Origin of the sequence: Clostridium sp. 'deep sea' (assembly GCF_014931565.1) — a bacterium.
Classification (GTDB): Bacteria; Bacillota; UBA994; order PWPR01; family PWPR01.
This window is the reverse complement of record NZ_CP063353.1, coordinates 3,702,775-3,725,465: the sequence shown is the minus strand read 5'-3', so window position 1 is coordinate 3,725,465 and position 22,691 is coordinate 3,702,775. Positions and strand designations below refer to the sequence as shown.

17 protein-coding genes and 1 tRNA gene are annotated in these 22,691 nt (G+C 31.6%); 8 read left to right on the top strand and 10 right to left on the bottom strand.

The genetic code is table 11. The features are described from left to right. Positions 1-152 precede the first annotated feature (152 nt). The 3 genes from IMX26_RS17225 to IMX26_RS18315 form a co-directional block, all read right to left on the bottom strand. Positions 153-1,607, bottom strand: coding sequence for a DUF2828 family protein (locus tag IMX26_RS17225; protein ID WP_195159591.1), 1,455 nt, complete (start codon positions 1,605-1,607; stop codon positions 153-155). Between the two features lie 24 nt (positions 1,608-1,631). Further along, positions 1,632-1,746, bottom strand: a tRNA-OTHER gene (locus tag IMX26_RS17220). A 172-nt stretch (positions 1,747-1,918) separates the two neighbouring features. Beyond that, the gene (locus tag IMX26_RS18315; protein WP_195159590.1) at positions 1,919-4,219 is read right to left on the bottom strand and encodes an RtcB family protein; all 2,301 of its coding nucleotides are present in this window, start codon (positions 4,217-4,219) and stop codon (positions 1,919-1,921) included. Positions 4,220-4,497: 278 nt separating this feature from the next. On the opposite strand from IMX26_RS18315, the gene IMX26_RS17210 reads away from it, so the two are divergent. Continuing rightward, positions 4,498-4,647 carry a hypothetical protein gene (locus IMX26_RS17210; RefSeq protein WP_195159589.1) on the top strand — a complete coding sequence of 50 codons (150 nt, stop codon included), beginning with the start codon at positions 4,498-4,500 and terminating at the stop codon, positions 4,645-4,647. Between the two features lie 101 nt (positions 4,648-4,748). On the opposite strand, the gene IMX26_RS17205 is transcribed toward IMX26_RS17210, so the two are convergent. The 4 genes from IMX26_RS17205 to IMX26_RS17190 form a co-directional block, all read right to left on the bottom strand. Then, on the bottom strand, positions 4,749-6,161 hold the full coding sequence (locus IMX26_RS17205; protein WP_195159588.1) for a M20 family metallopeptidase: 1,413 nt from the start codon (positions 6,159-6,161) through the stop codon (positions 4,749-4,751). A 9-nt stretch (positions 6,162-6,170) separates the two neighbouring features. Then, entirely contained in the window at positions 6,171-7,259 is a 1,089-nt protein-coding gene (locus IMX26_RS17200) for a C45 family autoproteolytic acyltransferase/hydolase (RefSeq protein ID WP_195159587.1), read from the bottom strand. Between the two features lie 18 nt (positions 7,260-7,277). Then, positions 7,278-8,627 carry a glycoside-pentoside-hexuronide (GPH):cation symporter gene (locus IMX26_RS17195; protein WP_195159586.1) on the bottom strand — a complete coding sequence of 450 codons (1,350 nt, stop codon included), beginning with the start codon at positions 8,625-8,627 and terminating at the stop codon, positions 7,278-7,280. Positions 8,628-8,942: 315 nt separating this feature from the next. Continuing rightward, the gene (locus IMX26_RS17190; RefSeq protein WP_195159585.1) at positions 8,943-10,181 is read right to left on the bottom strand and encodes a hypothetical protein; all 1,239 of its coding nucleotides are present in this window, start codon (positions 10,179-10,181) and stop codon (positions 8,943-8,945) included. Between the two features lie 559 nt (positions 10,182-10,740). Here IMX26_RS17190 and IMX26_RS17185 point away from each other — a divergent pair. From IMX26_RS17185 to IMX26_RS17175, 3 genes are read left to right on the top strand one after another with little or no spacing between them, the layout of a single operon-like run. After that, on the top strand, positions 10,741-11,325 hold the full coding sequence (locus IMX26_RS17185) for a TetR family transcriptional regulator (RefSeq protein ID WP_195159584.1): 585 nt from the start codon (positions 10,741-10,743) through the stop codon (positions 11,323-11,325). Beyond that, positions 11,322-12,008, top strand: coding sequence for a hypothetical protein (locus IMX26_RS17180; RefSeq protein WP_195159583.1), 687 nt, complete (start codon positions 11,322-11,324; stop codon positions 12,006-12,008). The genes IMX26_RS17185 and IMX26_RS17180 overlap by 4 nt, the downstream gene beginning before the upstream one ends. Beyond that, positions 12,001-12,492, top strand: coding sequence for a flavodoxin domain-containing protein (locus IMX26_RS17175; protein ID WP_195159582.1), 492 nt, complete (start codon positions 12,001-12,003; stop codon positions 12,490-12,492). Before IMX26_RS17180 ends, IMX26_RS17175 begins: the two co-directional genes overlap by 8 nt. A gap of 19 nt (positions 12,493-12,511) precedes the next feature. Here IMX26_RS17175 and IMX26_RS17170 read toward each other — a convergent pair whose 3' ends face one another. Further along, positions 12,512-13,444 (bottom strand): YafY family protein, encoded by a 933-nt coding sequence (locus IMX26_RS17170; RefSeq protein WP_195159581.1) that lies wholly within the window; start codon positions 13,442-13,444, stop codon positions 12,512-12,514. Positions 13,445-13,694: 250 nt separating this feature from the next. On the opposite strand from IMX26_RS17170, the gene IMX26_RS17165 reads away from it, so the two are divergent. The 3 genes from IMX26_RS17165 (at position 13,695) to IMX26_RS17155 (ending at position 17,147) form a co-directional block, all read left to right on the top strand. After that, entirely contained in the window at positions 13,695-14,327 is a 633-nt protein-coding gene (locus IMX26_RS17165; RefSeq protein ID WP_195159580.1) for a type 1 glutamine amidotransferase family protein, read from the top strand. A gap of 717 nt (positions 14,328-15,044) precedes the next feature. Next, the gene (locus tag IMX26_RS17160) at positions 15,045-15,776 is read left to right on the top strand and encodes a class I SAM-dependent methyltransferase (RefSeq protein WP_195159579.1); all 732 of its coding nucleotides are present in this window, start codon (positions 15,045-15,047) and stop codon (positions 15,774-15,776) included. 489 nt (positions 15,777-16,265) lie between these two features. After that, positions 16,266-17,147, top strand: coding sequence for a hypothetical protein (locus tag IMX26_RS17155; RefSeq protein ID WP_195159578.1), 882 nt, complete (start codon positions 16,266-16,268; stop codon positions 17,145-17,147). Positions 17,148-17,577: 430 nt separating this feature from the next. Here the strand turns inward: IMX26_RS17155 and IMX26_RS17150 are convergent, their stop codons facing one another. Together IMX26_RS17150 and rlmD are read right to left on the bottom strand one after the other, a co-directional pair. Beyond that, a complete protein-coding gene (locus tag IMX26_RS17150) occupies positions 17,578-18,477 on the bottom strand; it encodes an FRG domain-containing protein (protein ID WP_195159577.1) in 900 nt (299 codons plus the stop codon). 643 nt (positions 18,478-19,120) lie between these two features. Continuing rightward, positions 19,121-20,551: a 23S rRNA (uracil(1939)-C(5))-methyltransferase RlmD gene (gene rlmD / locus IMX26_RS17145; protein ID WP_243259217.1), complete on the bottom strand. Its 1,431-nt coding sequence runs from the start codon at positions 20,549-20,551 to the stop codon at positions 19,121-19,123. 415 nt (positions 20,552-20,966) lie between these two features. On the opposite strand from rlmD, the gene IMX26_RS17140 reads away from it, so the two are divergent. Beyond that, positions 20,967-22,481, top strand: a complete 1,515-nt coding sequence (locus IMX26_RS17140) for a diguanylate cyclase (RefSeq protein ID WP_195159576.1) — start codon at positions 20,967-20,969, stop codon at positions 22,479-22,481. Positions 22,482-22,691: the final 210 nt, after the last annotated feature.

Genomic DNA, 22,691 nt, shown 5'->3' with positions numbered 1-22,691 from the left:
TGCTTTTATTAAAGATAAAAAAGATAGGTATCTAATTTTATAATTAAATCCTATCTCTTTTGATCTTTCTCACAATGACAGGCACTTTACTCTTAAAATCTGGCCCACCTTCAAGCTTTAGTTTAAGTTTGACTACTCATTTTTTACTACTCCTAGGCAACAACTTGCTTATATCTTTCATCGTTTAAAACTTCCAACATAAAATCATAAGGAGTCATAGCTCGAGAGTTAAGAATTGATTTAAATACTGATGCAGATTGACCACTTGCTAATTTAACGCCTTCACAGCTATTTAAGACTTGAAAAACATTACTCATACTGTTTACATTCCAGAACACTATCTCTGGAATTGTGAAACCAGCTCTGCTATACATTCTCTTCATCTTCTTATAGAATGTCCAGTCTTTATTAGTGTTTTGAATACTTCGATCAAACTGCATATCAGTTACAACAATCAGAGTTTTTGGTAATTCTGCTTGTTCAAGATTATTTCTAACAGCTGTATCAAGAATAATCCTAAGAGCTTTTTCAAAATCAGTATTTACCCCCCAATTACTGCTCAATACCATTCTAACCTGCTCATATAAAGTATCTCCAGTAATTTGAATAATAGATGGTGATTCACTAAAAGTCATGAAATGTCCAGCAAACGCTCCTTTTGATCTTTGAGCAAAATACAATGCAAGTCCAATTGATGTAGCCATAGGACGACCAAACATAGAGCCTGAAACATCCGCCATCACCATAACATTATTGGTATTGCCTAAAACAAAATCAGGCATGCTATTCCATTGTTGCTCTAATACATTAATATTAATATCCGTCTTACCATATAGAATTTTTTCTGTTATGTTATATGGATATAATACAGAGGAATTAATCTTTTCGTCGCCACTTTTTACAGCTTCAATATAACTTTTAAAGCGTTCTTCATCATTATTAATGAATGCTTTACTATAAAGGTTCATAGCATTTGAAGGTACTTTTCTATAATCAATTTCTGTCCACATACCTGCTGACATTTTCACTTCTAAAACATCAATTTTCTTTCTTAAAGCCGATAGTGTTTGTCTATATTTTTTTGCATTCCAATTAAGACCTTCCATAATTATCTTTGCATAATTTTTAGTTGTGTTAGAAGATGTATTTATGCTAGGAAGCCATTTTGCAAGTAATGATGGTACATCTGATTGTAAATCAACTGCTAGTTGTATATTTATGATTTCAATAACATATGAACGTAGTTTAGTATCTAATAAAACATTTAGATCATCCCATCGGCCATAGTGGCTAATTAGTCCTAAGTTCTGCTTTAGTATATCGGGATATACCTTACCCAAATGCTTGTAAAGAATTCTTGATACCCTTCGTTCACCTAATCCACCTCTAATGTCTCTTGCGTAGAATAGTATCTTCATTGCCAATAAACTATCCTCTGAAAATGCTTTAGAAAACAGATTTTCAATATCAACTTCATTTCTATTTCTCAACGAACCAATACTTCCAAATAAATCAACAAGACCAGAATTGGTCGATTTCAACGCCTTAGCACCGTTAAAAGTACTTGTTTTGTTTAGTTTGTCTTTTAAGACATTAAGAAATTTCATATCTATTCCTCTCATATAAATAGGTGGATAGTGGCAAGAATCGAACTTGCAACATCTACGTCTAAAGGTTGATTGCTGTTAACGTCTTTTACAAGACATCTTTTTTATGTAGCGCTCTACCATTTGAGCTACACTATCCAAAATATGGTGAGGTGGTGGAATCGAACCACCAAAGTACATGATACTGATTAATGTACTCACTACCATTTGAATGTGTATATATCTTTAGCAAGATACATTACCTCACCATTTAACAAGACGCATTTATTCACTTAAAAGGTGTATTTATTGCTGTTAGCGTCTTTAATTAACTAATTTTGCGACTTGAAGTTATAAATTGGCTTGAGTATCGCCTTAATTTCTACTGAATCTTCAATATTATCTATAATATCTTCTATTGATTTGTACGCCATAGGAGCTTCATCTATAGTTTTTGGTGTAACAGAAGTTGAGTAAATACCTTTCATTTCTTCTTTAAAATCTTTGAACTCGATTGACTCAAACGCCTTCGTTCTCGACATTAACCTTCCGGCGCCATGCGGAGCAGAGCAGTTCCATTCGTCATTCCCTTTACCTACCGCAAGAATAGATCCATCACGCATATTTATAGGTATCAAAACTTCAGTGTTTATTGCTGCTTTTATGGCACCTTTCCTAACGATGTTGTCTTCAAAATCAATGTAGTTATGAGTTGTTTGGAATCTTTGAAAAGCATCGTGACCAAACATATAATTCAAAATCCGTTTCGCAATTACCTCTCTATTAAGCTCCGCAAAACGCTGGCAAATTGACATATCGTGTAGGTATTCTTCTCTCTTGTCTCCTTCCAAATAACACATCACATCTGGAAGCTTCTTATCTTTATAGAATTTCACTTTTAAATCAACAATTGCATTCTGGATTTCTTTTCTTCTACCATCTCGTTTATATGTATCAATCAATTCCTGTCTACTTTTAAGATACTCATTATCATATCCCGAGTGATACTCTATAGCTTGGTTCTGATAATGAGTTGCAACGACGTGTCCCAGATTTCTTGAACCAGAGTGAATAACAAGATACTTGTTATCATCCTCATCGATATTTACTTCAATGAAGTGATTCCCTCCACCGAGAGAGCCTATTGCTCTATTCCACCTCTTTAAATCTTGCCGTGTATCTTTGAGTAGCTTTAAGTCTTCTAATACTGGCATGAAATCAACCTGTTTGTGCTGATTAATTGACTTGCCATTTGGAATATTTTTATTGATATAGTCATCAAGTTTTTCAAGATCAATATCGATTTTCCCCAGTTTCACAGTTAACATTCCACATCCGATATCCACTCCTACAATATTCGGTATTACTTTCTCTCCCAAATTTGCTGTGAATCCTATAACACAACCTTTTCCCTGATGAACATCTGGCATAACTCTAATCTTAGAATTAGCGAATGCTTCAATGTCACAAATATCTTTTATTTGATTCATTGCGCCTTCTTCAATTACGTCTGTATAAACAATAGCTTCACTATATTTTCCTTTGATAATCATTTTATCTGCCCTCTCTTCATCATTTGTAACAACATCATATCCCTCTTTGTTACATAAAGATTGTTCTGTAAAATAATATTTATCTTTTTTTTCGGATTTTTCATAATAACGTAGTGTTCTTTTTGCTTCAGTAACTATTTCATATCTAATGTCTGCTGGTTCAATGACTTCACATCGTGAACCAAAAGAAAGGATGAATTTTCTTATTACTAATGAGTTACGCATGTCTGCTTCAAATAAGTAAATGTGCTGTTTGGAATTAAGACACGTAACAACCTGATTCTGTCCATATATCTTTTCATCCAGCATTCGTCCCATACGCCCATAAATCTTAAGTTTTACATGAGTAGAGTCTTCTTTCGTTCCTTGATTGTCGAAGTAATCATCTTCATTATAGTTAGTATCTTTAGTATACTCATCATATAACAACTCAATTTCTTTCATTCTATGCAGTTTAAACTTATTAAATCTTGAATACTTCTTACTTGAAACACTTTCATCACATGCAAAAACAAGCCAATTTGAATACTTGAACAGCTTATATGGATGAATGACTTTATAATTGTCCTGTTTGTAACCCTTATATAATATTCTTACCTTTTTTTTGGAATCTATTGCTGTCTGGATTATGTAGTACCTTTTTTCAATCTGCTCTGGAGGCATACTCAATGGAAAATGACCATAAAGAGCTAGTTCATCATTACTGTATGTCTTCTCATTCTCTAAAAATGCATTACCAAGGTATTCTAGCAATGTGTTTTTATTTGGCACATTACTCTCCTTTAATAAGTATTCATATGCCACGCTTAGTGATTTTAACTGGAAGGCATTCATTTTCATACTTGGCAGCATTGCATCAAATTCTAAAGTATAACCACCATTTTTTCCTGGCTTATAGCAAATCGGATAACCTGCATCATACAATGTATTTTTATAGTTGTTGATATTTCTTGTAGTTTCCTCTCCTAAGAGGTATGCTATCTCTGCTTTTTTAACGTATTTCTTTGACTTAAGTATCTTTAGGAGTCTAATGCACTGAATTGTTTTATTTGGTTTATCATATTTTTTTATTGGCATCATAATCCCTCTTCTTGTTTTTGCTTTAATTGTAACACAACGAAGCATAAAGTAATTACCATTCTATTTCAAGAAGACGTGCCTTGACATAATTAAAGACAAACATAGATAATGTGCTTGCCAAACGCTGAAAACCTTTGACGAGTTTTTATAGTTCATTCAAGATGCAAGCTATGAATTAAAAGCAGTAAACACTAGCACTTTAGGGTACGAATCAAAAGAAATTTACCCTTTGAGTTCTCTTGGAAAGGGTTATTAGAAATATAAGATCAAGGGAATCATTGAGGGTAAAGACCTGGTTTTGTAGTAAAGAGGTTAGCAGTATTTCATATGAAAAGTATACTAAGCAAAATAATATTAAAAATCCAGAAGAACTTTTATATCGATTAGCAACAGGATTGGATATACCATCTGTACCAGCAATGCAATGATTGCTGGTACAGACCTTTCAATACACCTTCTAATTTGAGACACAAAGCTATTTGCATAGAAATGTATCACCTGAATGTAGCATCTACATATAAATTATTAATTAAATATTTGGATCTACAGAATTAGGTATTGGACAAGTATATGTTTCACCTGCCAATTTGGTTTCAAGTTCTTCTTTTGCTTTTATGATTAAATTGGGATTACTTAGCAACTCAACTCCAGTTTTAAACATTATCTCAGATGCTCTAATCATTCCTTTATGTGCTATAGAAGCCTTTCCTTGAGCAACCATTTGCCAACTGTGCGCAGGTGTGCCATTTGCATAACAAGCTGTTATACATTGCACGGTTGGTACAATCCATGAAACATCACCAACATCACTTGATCCAGGCATTATCTTATTAGTTGGCACGTAGGGTAAGAATAGTGTAAATAACTCACTTTGTAATTCCTGCAATATCTTTGAATCATTTAAGCCAACCATTTTCATTGTCAATAAATTACTTTTTTGCTCTTGTTTAGATAGAGTTTCAATGTAATTCTTTGCATATTTTCTTTCGCTGTCGGTGAAATCAATTGGCTCTAACTTACGCCCAATGTCACTCATTACTTCACTAAGAATTGAATTTGGAATAATATTTGAACATGCTTTATCAAATACAACCTCCACATCCGTTTCACTCATTAAAGCGGCTCCCTTAGCTATGTTCTTAACTCTTTCTAAAATATCTAATGCTTGTGAAATTTTAGGTGCTCTAATCAAATATAAAACTTCTGCCTCAGCTTGCACTACATTCGGTGAACTACCACCACTATTTGTTACAGCATAGTGTACTCGGGCATCTGGAATAATATGTTCACGCAGATAGTTTACTCCTACATTCATTAATTCTACACTATCTAAAGCACTACGACCTAAATGAGGAGATACCGCAGCATGTGAACTCTTTCCTTTAAACCTAAAATAGCATTGTATATTTGAAAGTGTGCCTACTGAAAACATGCTGTTTACTGATCCTGGATGCCATGTTATTGCAACATCTAAATTATCAAAAACACCTTCTCTAGCCATGAACGCTTTACCAGATCCCCCCTCTTCACCAGGGCAACCATAGTATTTTACTGTTCCAACTATATTATGTTCTTTCATGTATTCCTTTAATGCTACAGCTGCAGCTAAGGAACCTACTCCAAGTAAATGATGACCACAACCGTGGCCAGTTCTAAAATGCTCTCGTTTTTTTTCTTCAGTACTATTTTCTACTTGTGACAGTCCATCTAAAGCATCGTACTCACCTAAATATCCTATATAAGGATGGCCTGAGCCATATGAAGCAACAAAGGCAGTCTCCATCTTTCCAACACCTTTAACAATACTAAAGCCTTCTCGTTCAAGTTCCTTTATTAATACTTGGCTAGAAACGTGTTCATTAAATTTTAACTCCGGATTGTCCCAAATTTCATCGCTCATTTTTGCATATTTTATCTTATTATCATTTAAATGTTTAAACATATCTAACTCCTAAAATGGTAATTTTCCTATTGTAGAATCACTTGCATTCCCATGTCCAAAAGACTCTCTAGTTAAGAACAGTATCGTTGTACCAATACCGTCATCAATAGCCTGACGGCATATTATGGGTTTATCTCTTAATATTTCTAGTAAATCCTCATTCGTTACTTTTCCATACCTAGAGAATATTGAGTTTAATAAATTTTCTGAGTATAAGTGTCTTTTCTTCGAGTAACTTGGTTTTTTTAAATACTTAATCCAATCATAATAATCATATTGATTTGATTGAACAATTTGATTTTTAACATATGTCATTCTTTGCTCAGTTGGAATAGCTTGGGTAGCTATGATTGAAGTATTGTCACTAATCACTAAATTATAGGAAAACGGACTTTGTCCCTTATCGTCAATCATGGCATCTACGGCTGCCCTTGCAGTGTTTTGTCGCATTGCTTCTCTTACTAACACCCCTCTTGGCTTCATGATTGGTGCAACTTGATTTGATTGAAGTACACTAACAGTCATACAAACACCGGCTTCATTTTTACCAGTGGCTGTACCTAAATCTGCCCCAGTTCTATACAGAAAAGCTTCGGGTTCGCCCTTCAATTTATGATGAACAAATGCATTACCAGCCTTCATTCTTCCATCTGCATCATAGTTTTGACCATGTACAATAGTTCCATCGGGGTTAACAACACCAAAATTTGTACAACCTTGCAAACTCATTTCAGGTGGCATTTTGGACATAAACTGATAAATTACATTAATCATTACCGATTGGAATTTAAAATCATCCAATGTAAGTGATTCACCAGTAGCTTCTACATAACCTTTATGCATACCTTTAATTTCCTCAAGATCATGTTCAGGAACATACTGCATATAAGCACCTACCATATTACTTAAAATCTCTCTATTCAAATACTTCTCAGCTGGAGTGCCTTTAGTATTAGATATCATTTTTTCAAAAACCATTTGAGTTGCTGTAATTTGTTTAGTCAAATTTTGTCCAAGACCAACACCTAACTCAAACTGATTAGTCGCTTCAACATATAAGTAAGGTTGCTTATTTGATTCTCTCCATTCATATTTCATATATTTCTCCTATTCTACTTATTCTAAAAAATCTGCTGTTCTTTCATCAATTGGATATTTTTTCATTGCAAAATAAGATGCAATGTCAGAACCAATTGCTGGTATCGCTATACATAGTACAATTGCAGTTAGAACTGCACTATTCTGAACTACATTAGCCTTAAAACCTGCAATGCTTAATGCATAACTTGCTAAAGTACCACCAATTGCTGCACTGGCTTTTAGTGAAAATGTAAAGCCAGATGTTACCATGCCAGCACTCTTTAAGCCTGTCAATTTCTTACCAAAATCTACGCAGTCAGGAAGCATCATAAATGCTGCTATGTTACAAATCATTCCACCAACACTACTTAAAATTGCTAAAATAGTAATCAATCCTAAGTTTGTAGCTGGATTAAGAATAAGAAGAGCAATCGGATAAGTAATATGAATAACTGTTCCGAAAATAAATATGTCCTTTTTTGCGAATTTTTTGGCAATTAACGGAACTAGAATCATTGCCACTATAGAGAGCATCATTCCAGTATTACCGACTTTAGCTATAAAGCTCATATCTCCTAAAACATACTTTGCAAAATATGATTGTACTGCCTTAATAGATGAATCTGCTAAATTATTTGTTGAAAAAGCAATAATTAATAATAACAAAGCCTTATTAGTTGTAACAACTTTTAACTGTTCTTTAAATGAAAACTTCTTACCATCAGCTTTTAACATTGCTTTTTCAGCAGCTTCTTTTGTATCAAACCTTCTTGCACAGCTGGCGCAAATCCACATACTTGGTACTATTAATAATGATAAAATAATGGCTAACTTTTGCCATGCTTCAGCTCCACCACCCATTTTACCTATAATAGTAAAAACATTAAATGCAATTAGACCTGCAGGCACCGTCAACAACTTAGATGACATAACCATTAAATTTCTACGGGCTTTATTTTTAGCAACAATTGAAACTATAGATTGATACGGCAGTACCATTAAGGTGTAGCCAATTGACCAAGAACAGTAAACAACAAAATAATAAACATTTTTACCTGTTTCATCAAAATTTACAACAGTAAATAACAGAATAAAAATTAAAGCTCCTATTATAGAGCCAAACATCATGAAAGGTCTATATCTTCCCCATCTTGATTTTGTACGATCTGATAATGCACCTATAATTGGATCAAATAATGCATCAATTACTCTTGAAAACAAAAACATTGTACCTGCCATTGCAACAGAAACACCTGCTACATCTGTTAAAAAATAAATAATGAAACTTGAAACAAGGATATACATCAAATTAACTCCGAATCCTCCAAAACCATATCGAAAGATTTCAAAACCAGTAACTTTTTTCATGCTTTGATCATTTTTCATATTTTCCCCTTTTAACAATGTATTTTATGACTCAAATTAATTTTATATCATAAATTATATTATTACAAGCTTTTTATGACTTATTTTAAATATAAGTCTTTTTAATAAGCATTTATAAGTAAATTAAACCTATTTAATCCAATGCATCTAAATCACACAAATATAAATATTACTATTTAATTCAATTACCTTCCTCTCACAGGGCTATCCCTACTCTATTACTAGGTTTAGTTTGTATTCCCCAGACCAATATATTTTCTCTAAGACTTGTTTCATAGCCTATCCCTCACATAAAAAATAACCTGGATATCCAGGTTATTTCACTAATCTATATTTTTTTTGTGGTCTTCCAACTTTACTCTTAACGGGTGACTTACTTAATTCTATAATACCTTTACTTTCTAGAATTGTTAGTATTCTATTGCTACTTCTATGGGCTATATTCAAGTGTTCACTCACTTCTTCTGTAGAAAGCAATGTTTTCTTATCATACAAAGCAAGCAGTCTACAATAATTAAAGCTCTTTATTCCAACACTTCTTGAATACTCATAACATGACTCTAACTGATATTCATTTATTTTAAGGCAATTCTCATGATTTATGGGACCGTAAATATCTCTTGCATCTGTAAGTAAAAACCCTTGATTACTATTAAAAGTTTTAGAATATTTTAAAGCTCTAAAGGCATTATGTTCACTTTCAATTTCAGTTCTACCAATTCCAATACCAAATCGTATTTTCTCAAAGCAACAAAATTCAAGTATTTTTTTATAATAAACTTGTTCATGACTTATAATAATTTCATCTGATTTCAGCCTAAAAGTTATTACTTTGTCATCTTTAGTTTTAGCAATATTATTGAATACACCCTTCTCAAAAAATAATTTTTGATGTTCTTCATCAATTTCAATTACTCCAGTAAAGTATTTAAGTGTATTAAGTTTATGTTGAATTACATCTTTAATCAGTCTATTGTAACTTGAGATCAGGTCGTCTTCATAGACCATTGTATTAATATGATACAAGATACCCAACTCATCTAACTCTTTTGAAATCTTAGCTGCAGAGACAACAGCTACTTTTATTTCTCCCGCTTCATATTTTGACTTTATATCATTATATATATTCTCTCTTGTGAAGTTCTCTAGTTTATCAAATTTAAAAGTTTTAACCGACCTCACAAGTTTCTCAGGAAACATATTGTAAAAATCCGGTGAAAACTGTTTCAATAGATCAATATAATCAAAATAAATTTCTTCTAGACTGTATTCTTTATATTTTAAAAGAATTTCCAATACATACATTACAAAAGATATCATATTAGAACCAATCATATCATAAGGTACATTAGTTCTACTCTCAAGTGATTCGTATGCTTTTAAGCCAATAAATCCACTAAATAAAATCCCTTCAATATTATCATTTTGAATGATAGCCTCAATTTGATTCAAATTTGTATAGTTAAAGTACTCAATATCAAAATCTTTTCTTCTACCACCTATAATGTTATTAATTAATTCATTTGTCTGTTTGGTTCCAATAACTGCTATCATATATTTATGTATACCAAATTCATATTAGTATATCTCTCCTTATACATCAAATTATACTGACTACATATAATAGTTAACAAAATCAATCGTAATCATTATTCAAAAAAACGTATGGCTATTCAATATTTGACTGCTAAACTTCCATCATTAGCCTTATTAATATTCTAAACCATAAACTATTATTTATCAATCTATGCAAATATGCAAATTTCTATATAATCTACTTACTAACTTAAATGTAATAAAATTTATATTTCTATATGGAACTATCGACACTATAAAAAATCGCTTATCCTTTTGGTAAGTGGTTTTTTATTTTTCTAAACGCTTATGAGTACCCATTAAAAGCATGGATATTTGGATAATTATGTTCTGTTTATTCTTTAACGAATTATCTATAGTTATTTAATCTATTATCTTTTTACCATTTGTACCACTTTACCTTTAGGGATAGCAATCAATCATTCAAAATTTATTGACAATCATTATTGTATGATGTATCATGAATTTAAACATGATTAAAACATGTTTAAATAACGTTTAATAAAGGTATGATAATATGAACCTAAATAAATCAAAAGCTAAAGATAAGGTATTTCAAGCTGCAATGGAATTAGTGCTTGAGGGAAAAAACGATAAGCAAATAACAACACGAGAGATTGCATTAAAAGCCGGTGTGAATCTTGCGCTTATCAATTATTATTATCAGTCAAAAGAAAATCTGCTTAGTCAAGTTGTAGGGTCACTAATGGGTGATGTTATTGAGAAATTAAATCCAAATAACCGTGCAGATACCGATGCACAAACAAGACTACGCAGTATACTGTTCTCTACAGCGGATGCGGCATTCAAATATCCTAGTATATGCAAAATAGCTATTTCACAAGAACTTAAATCCGGATGTCAGAACTCTTGTAAATTAGTCATACCCATACTGAAAGAGATAATGACTGAGTTAGATGAATCGGATTTAAATATTATCGCCATGCAATTAATGATTCCGTTTCACCATATTGTACTTGAACCAGAGCTTTATAGCAGGTATTTGGACACGGATTTTGCAAATGAAAAGATGCGAAAGCAAAAGATTAACCAAATGATTAATCATGTATTATCCAGACAAACCAAGGTGATAGATAAATGATAAATATAAAAACAAACAAATCGATACAGGGTAACATCAATCGTGCAATTCAAACAATTGTTGCCACGCTCGGTGTCACTTTTGGTATAGGTGGAGTAGGGCATGGTTTTTTTGAAGCACTACAAGGTAATAAAGCAACAAATGGTTATGTAATTCATGCTATTGGTGAAGCAAACAGAATGTGGCTGTATGGAAATGAACCAGCCTTTACTATCATTCCAAATTTTCTGATAACCGGTATTGCAGCCATGTTGGTTGGCATTGCCGTCATTATCTGGTCATGGGGATTTATGCATAAAAAACATGCATCTACAGTATTTCTGTCGTTATTTATCTTGTTATTTTTAGTTGGTGGTGGAATAGGTCAGGTAGTGTTCTTTATGATTGCATGGGCAATGTCTACGTGCATTCACAGTCCTCTTAACTGGTGGCGAAAAGTTCTACCGGCAACTATGCGCAGGTTTTTATCAAAGCTGTGGCGACCTTTCCTAATTGCCAGCACTGTGTTGATACTTTTTGCGCTACAAATCGCTATATTTGGATTTGTACCCGGCGTATCTAATCCAAACATCATCAGCATAATAATGGTTTCTACTTTGGGTGCTGGACTACTGTTTTTGATTCTAGCGTTCATATCGGGATGCGCTCATGATATTTACAAAGGAGGGGTAACCAGTGAATAAAAAAGTATTAGTGGCTTATGGCTCAAAAAGAGGCTCAACTGCGGAGATTGCTGAAAAAATCGGTGAAAGACTCAAACAAAAAGGCTTTAAGATAGATGTGTTAGATGCTGGTAAAGTAAAAGATCTAACTCCATACAATAAAATTATTCTCGGCAGTTCGGTTTATATTGGTTTTTGGCATAAAAAAGCCGTAGGTTTTTTAAAGAAGAACATCGCATCACTGGAAAAATTGCCTGTTTGGCTTTATATCTGTGGCCCTACAAGTCCTGGAGATCCAATTGAACAAATAAACGGTCGCTTTTATCCTAAATCTTTACAACCGGTTATTGAACGTATACGTCCTCAAGAAATTACCTGCTTTGGTGGCAAACTGGTATTGAAAACGTTGAATCCTTTTGAAAAGTGGATTGTTAAAAATGTAAAAGCTACCGAAGGCGACTTTCGTGATTGGCAGGCAATCACATCCTGGGCAGATAATCTGTAATGAGAATACAATCCTTTTACTAGTTTTCGTATAAGATAGCTATATCATGTATTCTACGCTTCATTTCTGCACGGATATGCAACGGTTCTAAACACTCGCATTTATCCCCAAAACTGAAAAGAATATTGTAGTAGTATTCGTTCTCTATAAAAGGAAAACTAACAATGTAATGCTCAGCACCATCTGGCGTAAAGTGTTCAGAAGTGCAATAATCAAGTACCCTGTCCATAACAGATTTATGAATACGAATTTTGATTTTTGTTTGCATAGTTGCCACAATATCACTAAAATCTAACTGCGGATTTTGATAATCTCGTGGCGTAAATATTTCCTCTTGTATTTGCAGGTTTGATATACGAGATAGTTTAAATAAGCGAAAATCATTTCTTTTATGGCAATAGCCATGCCAGTACCAATGACTACTTTTCAATACAAGCTGATACGGTTCTGCTGTTCGTGTGGTTTTATTTCCATAGCGGTCTGCATATTCAAACGAAAGCAGCTTGCTATCCTGTAAAGCTGTTTTGATAATTTCTAAGTATGGTTGTATATTCCTGTTGCCCATCCACGGACTTAAATCTATATATATTTGATTTGCTTTTAATTCAATGTCTTTTGCCCTGTCGGCAGGAATAAAACTCTTGACTTTCGCAAGAGCGTTTACCAGTTCATTACCTCGTATCATGTTGGATAGACTAGAAAGTCCCATTAAGATAGCAGAAAGGTCAGCAGTAGAAAAAACCTTTCTATCAATCTTGTATTTCTGCATAATTTCAAAGCCACCACCCACTCCAGATGTTGAGCGGACAGGAATACCCGCCATATTGATAGTATCTATGTCGCGGTAGATTGTGCGGGGTGAAACTTCAAACATATCTGCTAACGCCTGTGCGCCTATCCGCTCTTTATCAAGAAGAATCATAATAATGCTAACAAGTCTGTCTATTTTCATTTAATAGCCTTCCAAAATTTCTTTAAGTTATTTTATATTGTTGCCATAATGTTGGCAACAATTAAATAGTACAATAAAAAAGCAAGTAAATCAATCTACCTTTTAGGAGGAGAAACTATGCAAAAAGCCTTGTAATAATTGTTATTCAAAATGACATAATAAAGAATTACAAGGATATTATTAACAATATCAATAAGCTATTAATTGAGCAGTTAATATGGCGAAAAAATAATGAAAATGGGGGAAATTTATGTTTACAATTTATGTTTACGTTCTTGATACTTTAGCGGACTGGGAACTGGGGCATGTTATTTCGGAGTTAAATTCTGGTCGGTTTTTCAAGAAGGGAGAGCAACGTGTATTGCTTAAAACGGTTAGTTGTTCAAAAGAACCAATCAATACAATGGGAGGCATGACAATAGTGCCCAATTGCTTAATTGATGATATTGTTGTGAGTAAAACAAACGTGTTGTTATTACCGGGCGCAGATACCTGGAACGACCCAAAGCATAGCGCTATCATTGAAAAAGCAAGCCAATTTCTCTCTTTAGGCGCTACGGTGTGTGCAATCTGTGGGGCTACCGCTGCACTTGCCAACTATGGATTATTGGATAAGCGTCCACATACCAGTAATGGACCAGGATTTCTGGAAATGGTTTCTGCTAGTTATAAAGGACAAAGTTTTTATATAGATAAACCATCTGTAGCAGACAACAACCTTATTACTGCAAGCTCCACCGGTGCTTTGTTGTGGGCGAAACAAATTATTGAACATTTAGGTGTTTTTCAATCAGACACACTGGAATCTTGGTATGAATATTTTAGTACCGGTGATCCTAAACATTTCTTCGCCCTCATGCAAACTTTGCCGTCTAGCAATTAAAGCTGAGATTATATACCATATGCTTGTCCATTATAAATACACATATCATTTAGTAAGATTTATTTACTCGTATGCCCGATTGAAGTTATTTTGTCGGGCATTTTTAAATACATAGATTAAAAAAACAATAAGTGTAATAGCAGTAAAATTAAAAATCGCAGTATCCACTCTGCATAAATGGATTCGTTATTAGCAAGACAGGTTACTCCAAGTACTCCTAATGCAGTTTTGGTTAATATATTAATACAATTGCAGGATTTGTTTATTTAACGTTGGATTTATTCTCACGTAAAAATATTAGTTGGCATTAATTTTATAGGTATACCAATATCTTTTCTCATAATAATCCACTTTTCGTATTTCTAGAGATTCTCAATTGCCTACTAATTGTTATTACATATTAACTTCAATGACTTTTTAATGATTAGCTACTTTCCTAACAATAGTACTGAAAATTGGCGTTAGTCTGACTGCGATGTATTTACTTTACATGAAGAGGAAATTATTCTATACTGATATTATTAAAGAAAGGTAATAATCCAATGGTAAAATAATAAGCATTTATTAATTTATGATAAACATGAAACTCAGTCAAAATAGACCTGTATTTGTTGTGTGATTATAGATTTGCTTGTTCTATTGTGTATTGCCTTTGAAATACATCTTTTTAGCAACTCTATTTTCTTGTAGTTATATTAAGAGAAGGAGTTTTTTATTATGCAACTAAACTATAGAAACAAAGATAATATGATTAAAGAATACACTGAAACTAAAGAATGGCTAGATAAAGCAATTGATCAACCAGTAGAAGAGATAAGAACATTTTTTAATAAACGTTCAGATGGTTATGATAAATTGCGTATGGATGAATTTTGGGATGATTATAAAATAATCCCCAATTATCTTCCAAATAAATTTAATACCATGCTTAATATCGGCTGTGGAAGTGGATTTGAGTTTAATTTTATCTTTAATAAATATCCAAACATAAACGTAACAGGAATTGATATTAGCAATGCCATGCTTGATAAGTTTAGACAAAAATTTATTGATAAAAATATTGAGCTAATTAATGCTGATTATTTCAAATATCCTTTTGAAAAAAATCAATACGATGTAGTTTTATCTGTTCAAACACTGCACCATTTTAAGTACGATAAGAAAAAAGAAATATACGGTAAAATTTATCATGCTACTAAAGATAATGGATTTTATTATGAACTTGACTATATGGCTCAAGATGAAGAGTATGAGAAAATTTGTCTTGAATACTCTGAAAAACGTAGAAAAAAATACAACATTCCTGATGATGTTTTTGTACATATTGATATACCACTCACAATAAAACATCAAATTGAATTATTAAGTTATGTCGGTTTTACCAGAGTAGAAGTTTTAAACAAACCATTCTTAAATAGCAATACAGTATTTTTAAAAGCATCTAAATAAAAGAAATATAATGTATGATTTGATGGCACTTGTCAAGTTTTTTGTGTAAATATTTATTAAATTTATCTGGCGAATTAGAGGTATATCTCAATTCGCCTTTTAAAATCTTCAATCATTAAATTAATTTGTAATTTTTTTACCAATTAACCCTGGCAAAAGTTAACTTCAAATAGCTAAACCAGTATTTACTTATAGCGATTGTAGATGTCAATATGTTTCAAAAAGTTATATTGAAGCAACTCTGCAAGAAACTTTATTCGTAGTTACTCAGCTGAAAGTACCAACGCTCTCTATCTCAAAAAATTTTACTATCGTTAAATTAAACTACAAATTAGGCACTTCAAATCAGAATTCTAACTAATAAGTTTAATCTGGATGGTTTTTCTACGATTGAATTAGAAGCTATTGCTGAAGCTTTGGAATGTGAGTTTGAAGGTTATTTTGTGGATGAGGATGACGATAGAATATAAATCATAAGGAGGATAATTTATGAATTTAAATAAAAAAACTTTAGAAAAGCTTAGAATTTTAATTAATGAAGAAACACAATACAGATCAGGACCACAACTTGTTGATTTTTTTAACGAAATTGGTTTTTCTGATTCTTACGGACAGGGTTTTCCATCTAGATGGTTATATACTGACGATAAACTAAAAAAAATCAATGGTACTCCAGAATTAGATAAATGTATTAAAAATCTATTTTCACCAATCAACTTTGTGAATAAAATCCAAGAATTAGATACATGCATTAAAGATTTTAACCAATATCTATCTTTTGACGGTTGGAATGTAGTTAGAAAAAATAAAAATATCACTTTTGTAAAAAAGGATAAAATAGATTGGCTAGATGGATATTCTTCAAATTCTATAAATGATGAAAATACATTTCTTGAGAAAGAATTTTCCTATATATCTTTTGATAAGCTTGGACTAAACCAAAGTGTTAGATTAATTTTAGAAAATAGAATGGAAGAAGTAAAAAAATGCCTAAATTCAAATGCTCCTTTATCAGTAATATTTTTATGTGGAAGTATACTTGAAGGACTATTACTTAATACAGCATGTTCAAATCCTAAAAAATTTAACACTTCAAAATCTGCGCCAAAAAAACCAGATGGTAAAGTTAAAAAATTTCCCAATTGGACTCTAAATAATTTTATTGATAGTGCATATGAAATTGGAATTCTAAAAGATGATGTAAAAAAATTTAGTCATGCATTAAGGGACTTTAGAAACTACATACATCCATATGAACAAATGAACACAGGATTTTCACCTGATTTACATACTGCCAAAATATGCTTTCAAGTATTAAAAGCTGTAATAAACCAACTAAATACCTTTAATCAAATAATAAAAATTGACTGAATACTTAATTAAAATTTTTCAGTTATTTTTTACTGCTTACTATATTAATTGGCTCTATTTTAATATGTTCTTGCTATTTCTCCGACATATTTCCACGTATCAAGCATATAGCAAACCTTATTTCTATACGCCTTTACAGGTTTTTTTGGGAGTAATTTACCAAGCTATGAAGCTCTGGAAAATCATTAAAATTTTCTATCCATCGCTGATTAGTCATCAATGTAAACTGGACTGAACTTTTTATAGATTTCTCTTCTCTGATATATAGCTTTTAGAGCTTTTTTCTTCATGGTTATTGAATACCATTTAACTTGAACTCATAATGACTGCAATATGTAAATACCACATAATTTTCATAATTATCCCTTGCTGTATAACTTAATTATAGATTTCATTTATATAGGTTGTCCTTTTTCTTGATGTAAGACTACTATTTATAAGAAGTAAGCTTTAACTTATATTTCCGACTGATATATCTACAGCTATATTCTAGTTCAGGAAATAAAGTGCTTTCATTAATGCCAAATATATTTAGCAAGCTTCTTAGTTCAGACTTGTTCTCTTTTGGAATCTTATATTTTCTTATTGCATTAGGAAGTGTAACTAAAGGGTTTTCTTTAGAATTATATTTAAAGTTGCGATTATAATATCTTTCTAATGTGTCAACAGTTTTATTTTTATTGTATGGTATAGTTTCTATCAGGTTTCCCATAATTATAAATGCACCTGATTGATTATTTAATCGCTGTGTATTTATTTCTGGAAAAAACAAATAACTATTTGATAAATAGAACTTTAATAAAGATACTTTCTCACTGTCATCTTTTTCATCATAAAATGGGAAAAACTTATTAAAGATTCTAATTGCTTGTTTACTATTAATTGATAATTTATCTTCTTTAGCAATAAATGCAAGTAGATTAACATAATTTATAGAAGATAAAACAGGCATACCTATTATATATAAACTTCCATCAACCTGGTTATCTTCACATGCAAAGTATAGAGCAACTAAAGGATTAGTTGTCACATCTATTAATCTCGTTGGTGCAGAGTAGTGTTGTAATTTGGTTAAAATGTTAATATTACTGTATCCTGCAAATTCATGATAGTTTCTCTTAATTAAATCCTTAATAATTTGACTTTCATAGACTACTAAATTGTCACGAAAAACTGAAGGAATAATATCCCATGAAATATTTTTTTGTCCACGAAATACTACAATATCAGCATAGCAATTACCGGTAAATCCGTTAAACTCATTTATAATTTTAGATAAATCTTCAATATTTTTTATCTCATTACCTTCATAAATCTGATTAAAACACATTAGCTACCCTTCTTTCAAATAATTTAACAATTGTTCTCTACTCATTTTTAAACTATTTAATTTTCTTACCCTTTAGTACTTTTTTTAACTATCTAAATCCAAAGATATAACTGTTCTTCTACTTCTGCTATTATTCTGAGTTTATTTATTTGCCACTCTTTACCTTTTGACAGTGCTATATACCTTTTCATTGTAAATGAACTCAGCATTGTCAATTGCTTTTGATTAACTCTATTTATCTAATGTAATTCTAGCCTTAGCCACATAGCTAGACGGGAACTATCTTTATTTATTTTTTTGAGGCTTAGTGTTATGTCCCGAGTTTCATTCTATCACAATATATTTTGGTTAAATATAGAATACACATTAATATTTTAATTTTATTATTACTACTCCCAATAACTAGCTTTAAGTTTCTAATCCTTTAAAAGTTCACCTTCATTAATAATTGTATTAATAGGTACTACACGAACCACCTCCCACCCCCATTCTGCCGTGGCTTTCAGAATTGTTTCAGATTTAGGAGTAAAAAAAATATCCACAAACATAATATGAGCTAATATATGTTTTTGGATATTTTTTTGTTCGACGAAGAGATGGAACAATTATGGAAGCAACCGTGGATTGAAAGCAACCCCCAACCCTATTGCTTTTCCAACCTAACAACACACTCCACATGCACAGTCTGCGGAAACATATCCACAGGCTGAATCTCTTTAACCTCATAACCATAACCTACCAGCTGTGATATATCTCTGGCTTGGGTTTCTGGGTTACATGATATATAAATAACCTTATTAGGTTTTAGCTGACCTAAGGAACTTAAAAACTTTTCATCGCTACCACTGCGTGGGGGGTCTAAGATTATTGTGTCTATTTTTTTATTGTCTTTTATTCTATCTAACATAAATTTGCCAGCGTCACCCTGGTAAAAACGCACATTTTTAATGCCGTTTATCTCGGCATTATTACGGGCGTCTTTGATAGCAGCTCTACTTAGGTCTACACCTAAGACTTGTTTTACTTTGTTACTAATTATTAAACCAATAGTTCCTATACCACTGTAGGCATCCAAAACAACTTCATCTTGTTTAAATTCAGCCATTTCTATTACCTTATTATAAAGTTTTTCGGTTTGGATAGGATTCACTTGGTAAAAAGACTTAGGCGAAATTTGAAATTTGCAACCTAATAGAGAGTCTTCTATATAACCTTTGCCGTATAATGTTGACTGCTCTTTACCTAATACTAAATTTGTTTTTTCGTTATTAATGTTTAAAACAATGGTAGTAATCTCTGGATGTTTTTTTAAGAGTGCACTAATAAAGTTATTTCTTTTCGGAAACTCGATAGTTGAAGCAACTAAAACTACCATTACCTGCTTGCTATTAAATCCGGTTCTTATTAACACATGTCTTAAAAATCCCTCGCCTGAATCTTCATCATAAGGCATTATTTTAAGGTTATTCATTTGGCTTCTGATTGTTGCCAAAATTTTATCGGCAACGGAATCCTGAATATAACACTGCTCTACTTCAATTACCCAGTGGCTAAACTGTTCGTACATGCCAGATATAATCTTTTTATCTTTTCCATATTTAAATGTGGCATGGATTTTATTACGATAGTTATATGGATCTTCCATAGCAATAATATCGTTAACTTTACCATACTTGCCTAAAAAGCTTTTTACAATATTTTGTTTAAACTCTTTTTGAGCATCTTTATTCATATGTTGTATTTGGCAACCACCACATGAGGCGGCATGTACACATTTTGGCTTAGACCTTAACATCGATGATTTTTTAATTTTCACTACTTTTCCAGTAGTGTACTTTGGTTTGTTAATAATCTCAATAATTGCTCGTTCACCTTTAAGCAAATTAGGAACTGCAACATCTTGCTCATTTATTTTTACAATACCATTACCCATATTATCTACGCCTAAACATTCTGCTACCATTCTCTTGTTTCTGGCAGGCATTCTTCTTTGAAAACTCTTAGTAGGATTTACCTTTTTACTATACTTATTACTCTTTTTAGTTTTCTTACTCTTCTTAGTTTTCTCTTTCATGTAATCACCTATCTCAATTATTTTAATTACTATTTTGTATTCAACTTTCAGCTATTATTGGTTTAGTATTATCTCTTTTTTTATTTCTCTTACGGTTAGTATGACATTAGTATTTCATTGTATAATATTTCACTCTTTAGGTTAAAAGCAAAAAATTTTTCAACTAATAGGTTACTAAATACAAAGCCAAAGTTGAATTAATTATTATAATAATAAATCCTTATAATTATACCCTAAACGCCTGCTTAATGCACATTACTTGTTCTAAATATCTACTATAAATAAATAATGACCACAATATACAAAACACAATAAAAAACTGTTATAAATTAAATAAAAATATACAGAGTATTAAAAATATCTGATATAATATATTAAAGTAATTTTGTAATTTTCAAGTAAAAGAGGTCCTATTATGATAAACATTGATTTAAAATTTGATGAAATCCTAGTAGATGAGTACATTGATGTTAATAAAACTATTCTCAATTTAAATAATATAGAAGGTGACCTCAACAAAGTAAGTGCAGAGTATAGATTATTTAGAGAATCTTTATTAGCTAATTTTAGTAAAGATGTTAAATGCGCTATAGAGTTGGCAGAAGAGGCTTATAAAAGTGCAAGCTTTAATAACAATACTTTTCTTATTGAAAAAATTAGTATTCATTTAGGTTACATGTATACTAATTGTATGAATTTCGAAAAAGCTATAGATTATTATTTAGTTGCCTTAAAGCACAATGATCACCCCAGAGTAATTAATAATATTGGTGTTATTTTTCACATTTTAGGAGATATTGAAGAGGCCTATAAGTACTTTACTACGGCATCTCAAAAAATAGATATTAATCATAGTGAAAGGTTAAAGTCTATTATCTACAATAATATTGCTGAGTGTGAATGTGAGTTTGGTAATTATGATAAGGCCAAAAATTTATTAACCATTGCTCATGACATTATGCTTAGTTCCGATAACCCCATCGGCACAAGCAGTCTTTATAACTCCTATGGTTTAATAGAAACTAAAAAAAATAACTATGAAAAGGCAATTGAGTACTTTAAACTTGGTGAAGCAAACTATAATATTGAAAAATTCACTTTGCACTACTCTGATCTTTTAAGAAACCATGCTAATGTATTATTTGAGCTCAAAGACTATGATGGAGTTATTGAGAAACTAACATTAATAGAGTCTTTACGACTTGAACATAGCTTAGGAGATAAAAATTGTAATGATTTATTTTTATTGGCTAGAGTACATGAGCAAAAAAATAATTATCAAAAATCAAATAAGGCTTATTCAGAATATATAGAAGTTATTAAAAACAATGAAATGCGCAGCATACATACCAGAGTAGAAAACTTAAAAAGTAAAGTTAAACTACTTGAAATAACTAAAAAAGTAACAGCATTAGAGCGAATTTCTCAAACAGATTCCTTAACAGGAATTAAAAATAGATATTCTTTAACTGAGTATCTTAAAAGAATGTTAGCTAGTAATCAAATAAAAACCGAGACTTCTATTGTATTGGTTGATGTAGATTATTTTAAGGAATTTAACGATTGTTATGGTCATTCTTTGGGAGATGACTGTTTAAAAAAGATTGTTAATCAGTTAGCTGTAGTTTTAGATAACAAAGATAATCAACTATTTAGATATGGCGGAGATGAGTTTTTTGCTGTGTTGCCTAATATTAGTAAAAAAGAAGCAGTTAAACTAGTTGATATAACTAAAAAGAAAATCTCAAGCTTAAGAATACCCAATAAGAATTCTAAAACCTGTAAATTTATTACTTGTAGCTTTGGCTTAACAACCATAAAAGACATTAATAATATGAATTTTAAAGACGTTTTAGGTGTTGTAGATAAGGCTTTGTATGAGGCTAAAAGCAGAGGAAGAAATCAAATTTCCTATATAGAGTTAAGCTAAGATATTTATAAAAGGGGCAGTTGGAAAATAGACTTAAATTTGCTGGCTGTCTTTTTTGATACATAGTGCATCTCAATAAACTGTAATTAATACGCTTCATCTAGGTATCCACAGCGGAATCACACAGAGGTGATTCCCTACGGACAATTTGTACTATACTATCAGGTAACAACAATAAACAAGATGCCAACCTACTAAAACCATATCAAA

What these genes read in the sequence shown, in the direction of transcription:
- IMX26_RS17225 (WP_195159591.1), bottom strand. Translation starts at nt 1,607, where the DNA reads ATGAAATTTCTTAATGTCTTAAAAGACAAACTAAACAAAACAAGTACT.
- IMX26_RS18315 (WP_195159590.1), bottom strand. Translation starts at nt 4,219, where the DNA reads ATGATGCCAATAAAAAAATATGATAAACCAAATAAAACAATTCAGTGC.
- IMX26_RS17205 (WP_195159588.1), bottom strand. Translation starts at nt 6,161, where the DNA reads ATGTTTAAACATTTAAATGATAATAAGATAAAATATGCAAAAATGAGC.
- IMX26_RS17200 (WP_195159587.1), bottom strand. Translation starts at nt 7,259, where the DNA reads ATGAAATATGAATGGAGAGAATCAAATAAGCAACCTTACTTATATGTT.
- IMX26_RS17195 (WP_195159586.1), bottom strand. Translation starts at nt 8,627, where the DNA reads ATGAAAAATGATCAAAGCATGAAAAAAGTTACTGGTTTTGAAATCTTT.
- IMX26_RS17190 (WP_195159585.1), bottom strand. Translation starts at nt 10,181, where the DNA reads ATGATAGCAGTTATTGGAACCAAACAGACAAATGAATTAATTAATAAC.
- IMX26_RS17185 (WP_195159584.1), top strand. Translation starts at nt 10,741, where the DNA reads ATGAACCTAAATAAATCAAAAGCTAAAGATAAGGTATTTCAAGCTGCA.
- IMX26_RS17180 (WP_195159583.1), top strand. Translation starts at nt 11,322, where the DNA reads ATGATAAATATAAAAACAAACAAATCGATACAGGGTAACATCAATCGT.
- IMX26_RS17170 (WP_195159581.1), bottom strand. Translation starts at nt 13,444, where the DNA reads ATGAAAATAGACAGACTTGTTAGCATTATTATGATTCTTCTTGATAAA.
- IMX26_RS17165 (WP_195159580.1), top strand. Translation starts at nt 13,695, where the DNA reads ATGTTTACAATTTATGTTTACGTTCTTGATACTTTAGCGGACTGGGAA.
- IMX26_RS17160 (WP_195159579.1), top strand. Translation starts at nt 15,045, where the DNA reads ATGCAACTAAACTATAGAAACAAAGATAATATGATTAAAGAATACACT.
- IMX26_RS17155 (WP_195159578.1), top strand. Translation starts at nt 16,266, where the DNA reads ATGAATTTAAATAAAAAAACTTTAGAAAAGCTTAGAATTTTAATTAAT.
- IMX26_RS17150 (WP_195159577.1), bottom strand. Translation starts at nt 18,477, where the DNA reads ATGTGTTTTAATCAGATTTATGAAGGTAATGAGATAAAAAATATTGAA.
- rlmD (WP_243259217.1), bottom strand. Translation starts at nt 20,551, where the DNA reads ATGAAAGAGAAAACTAAGAAGAGTAAGAAAACTAAAAAGAGTAATAAG.
- IMX26_RS17140 (WP_195159576.1), top strand. Translation starts at nt 20,967, where the DNA reads ATGATAAACATTGATTTAAAATTTGATGAAATCCTAGTAGATGAGTAC.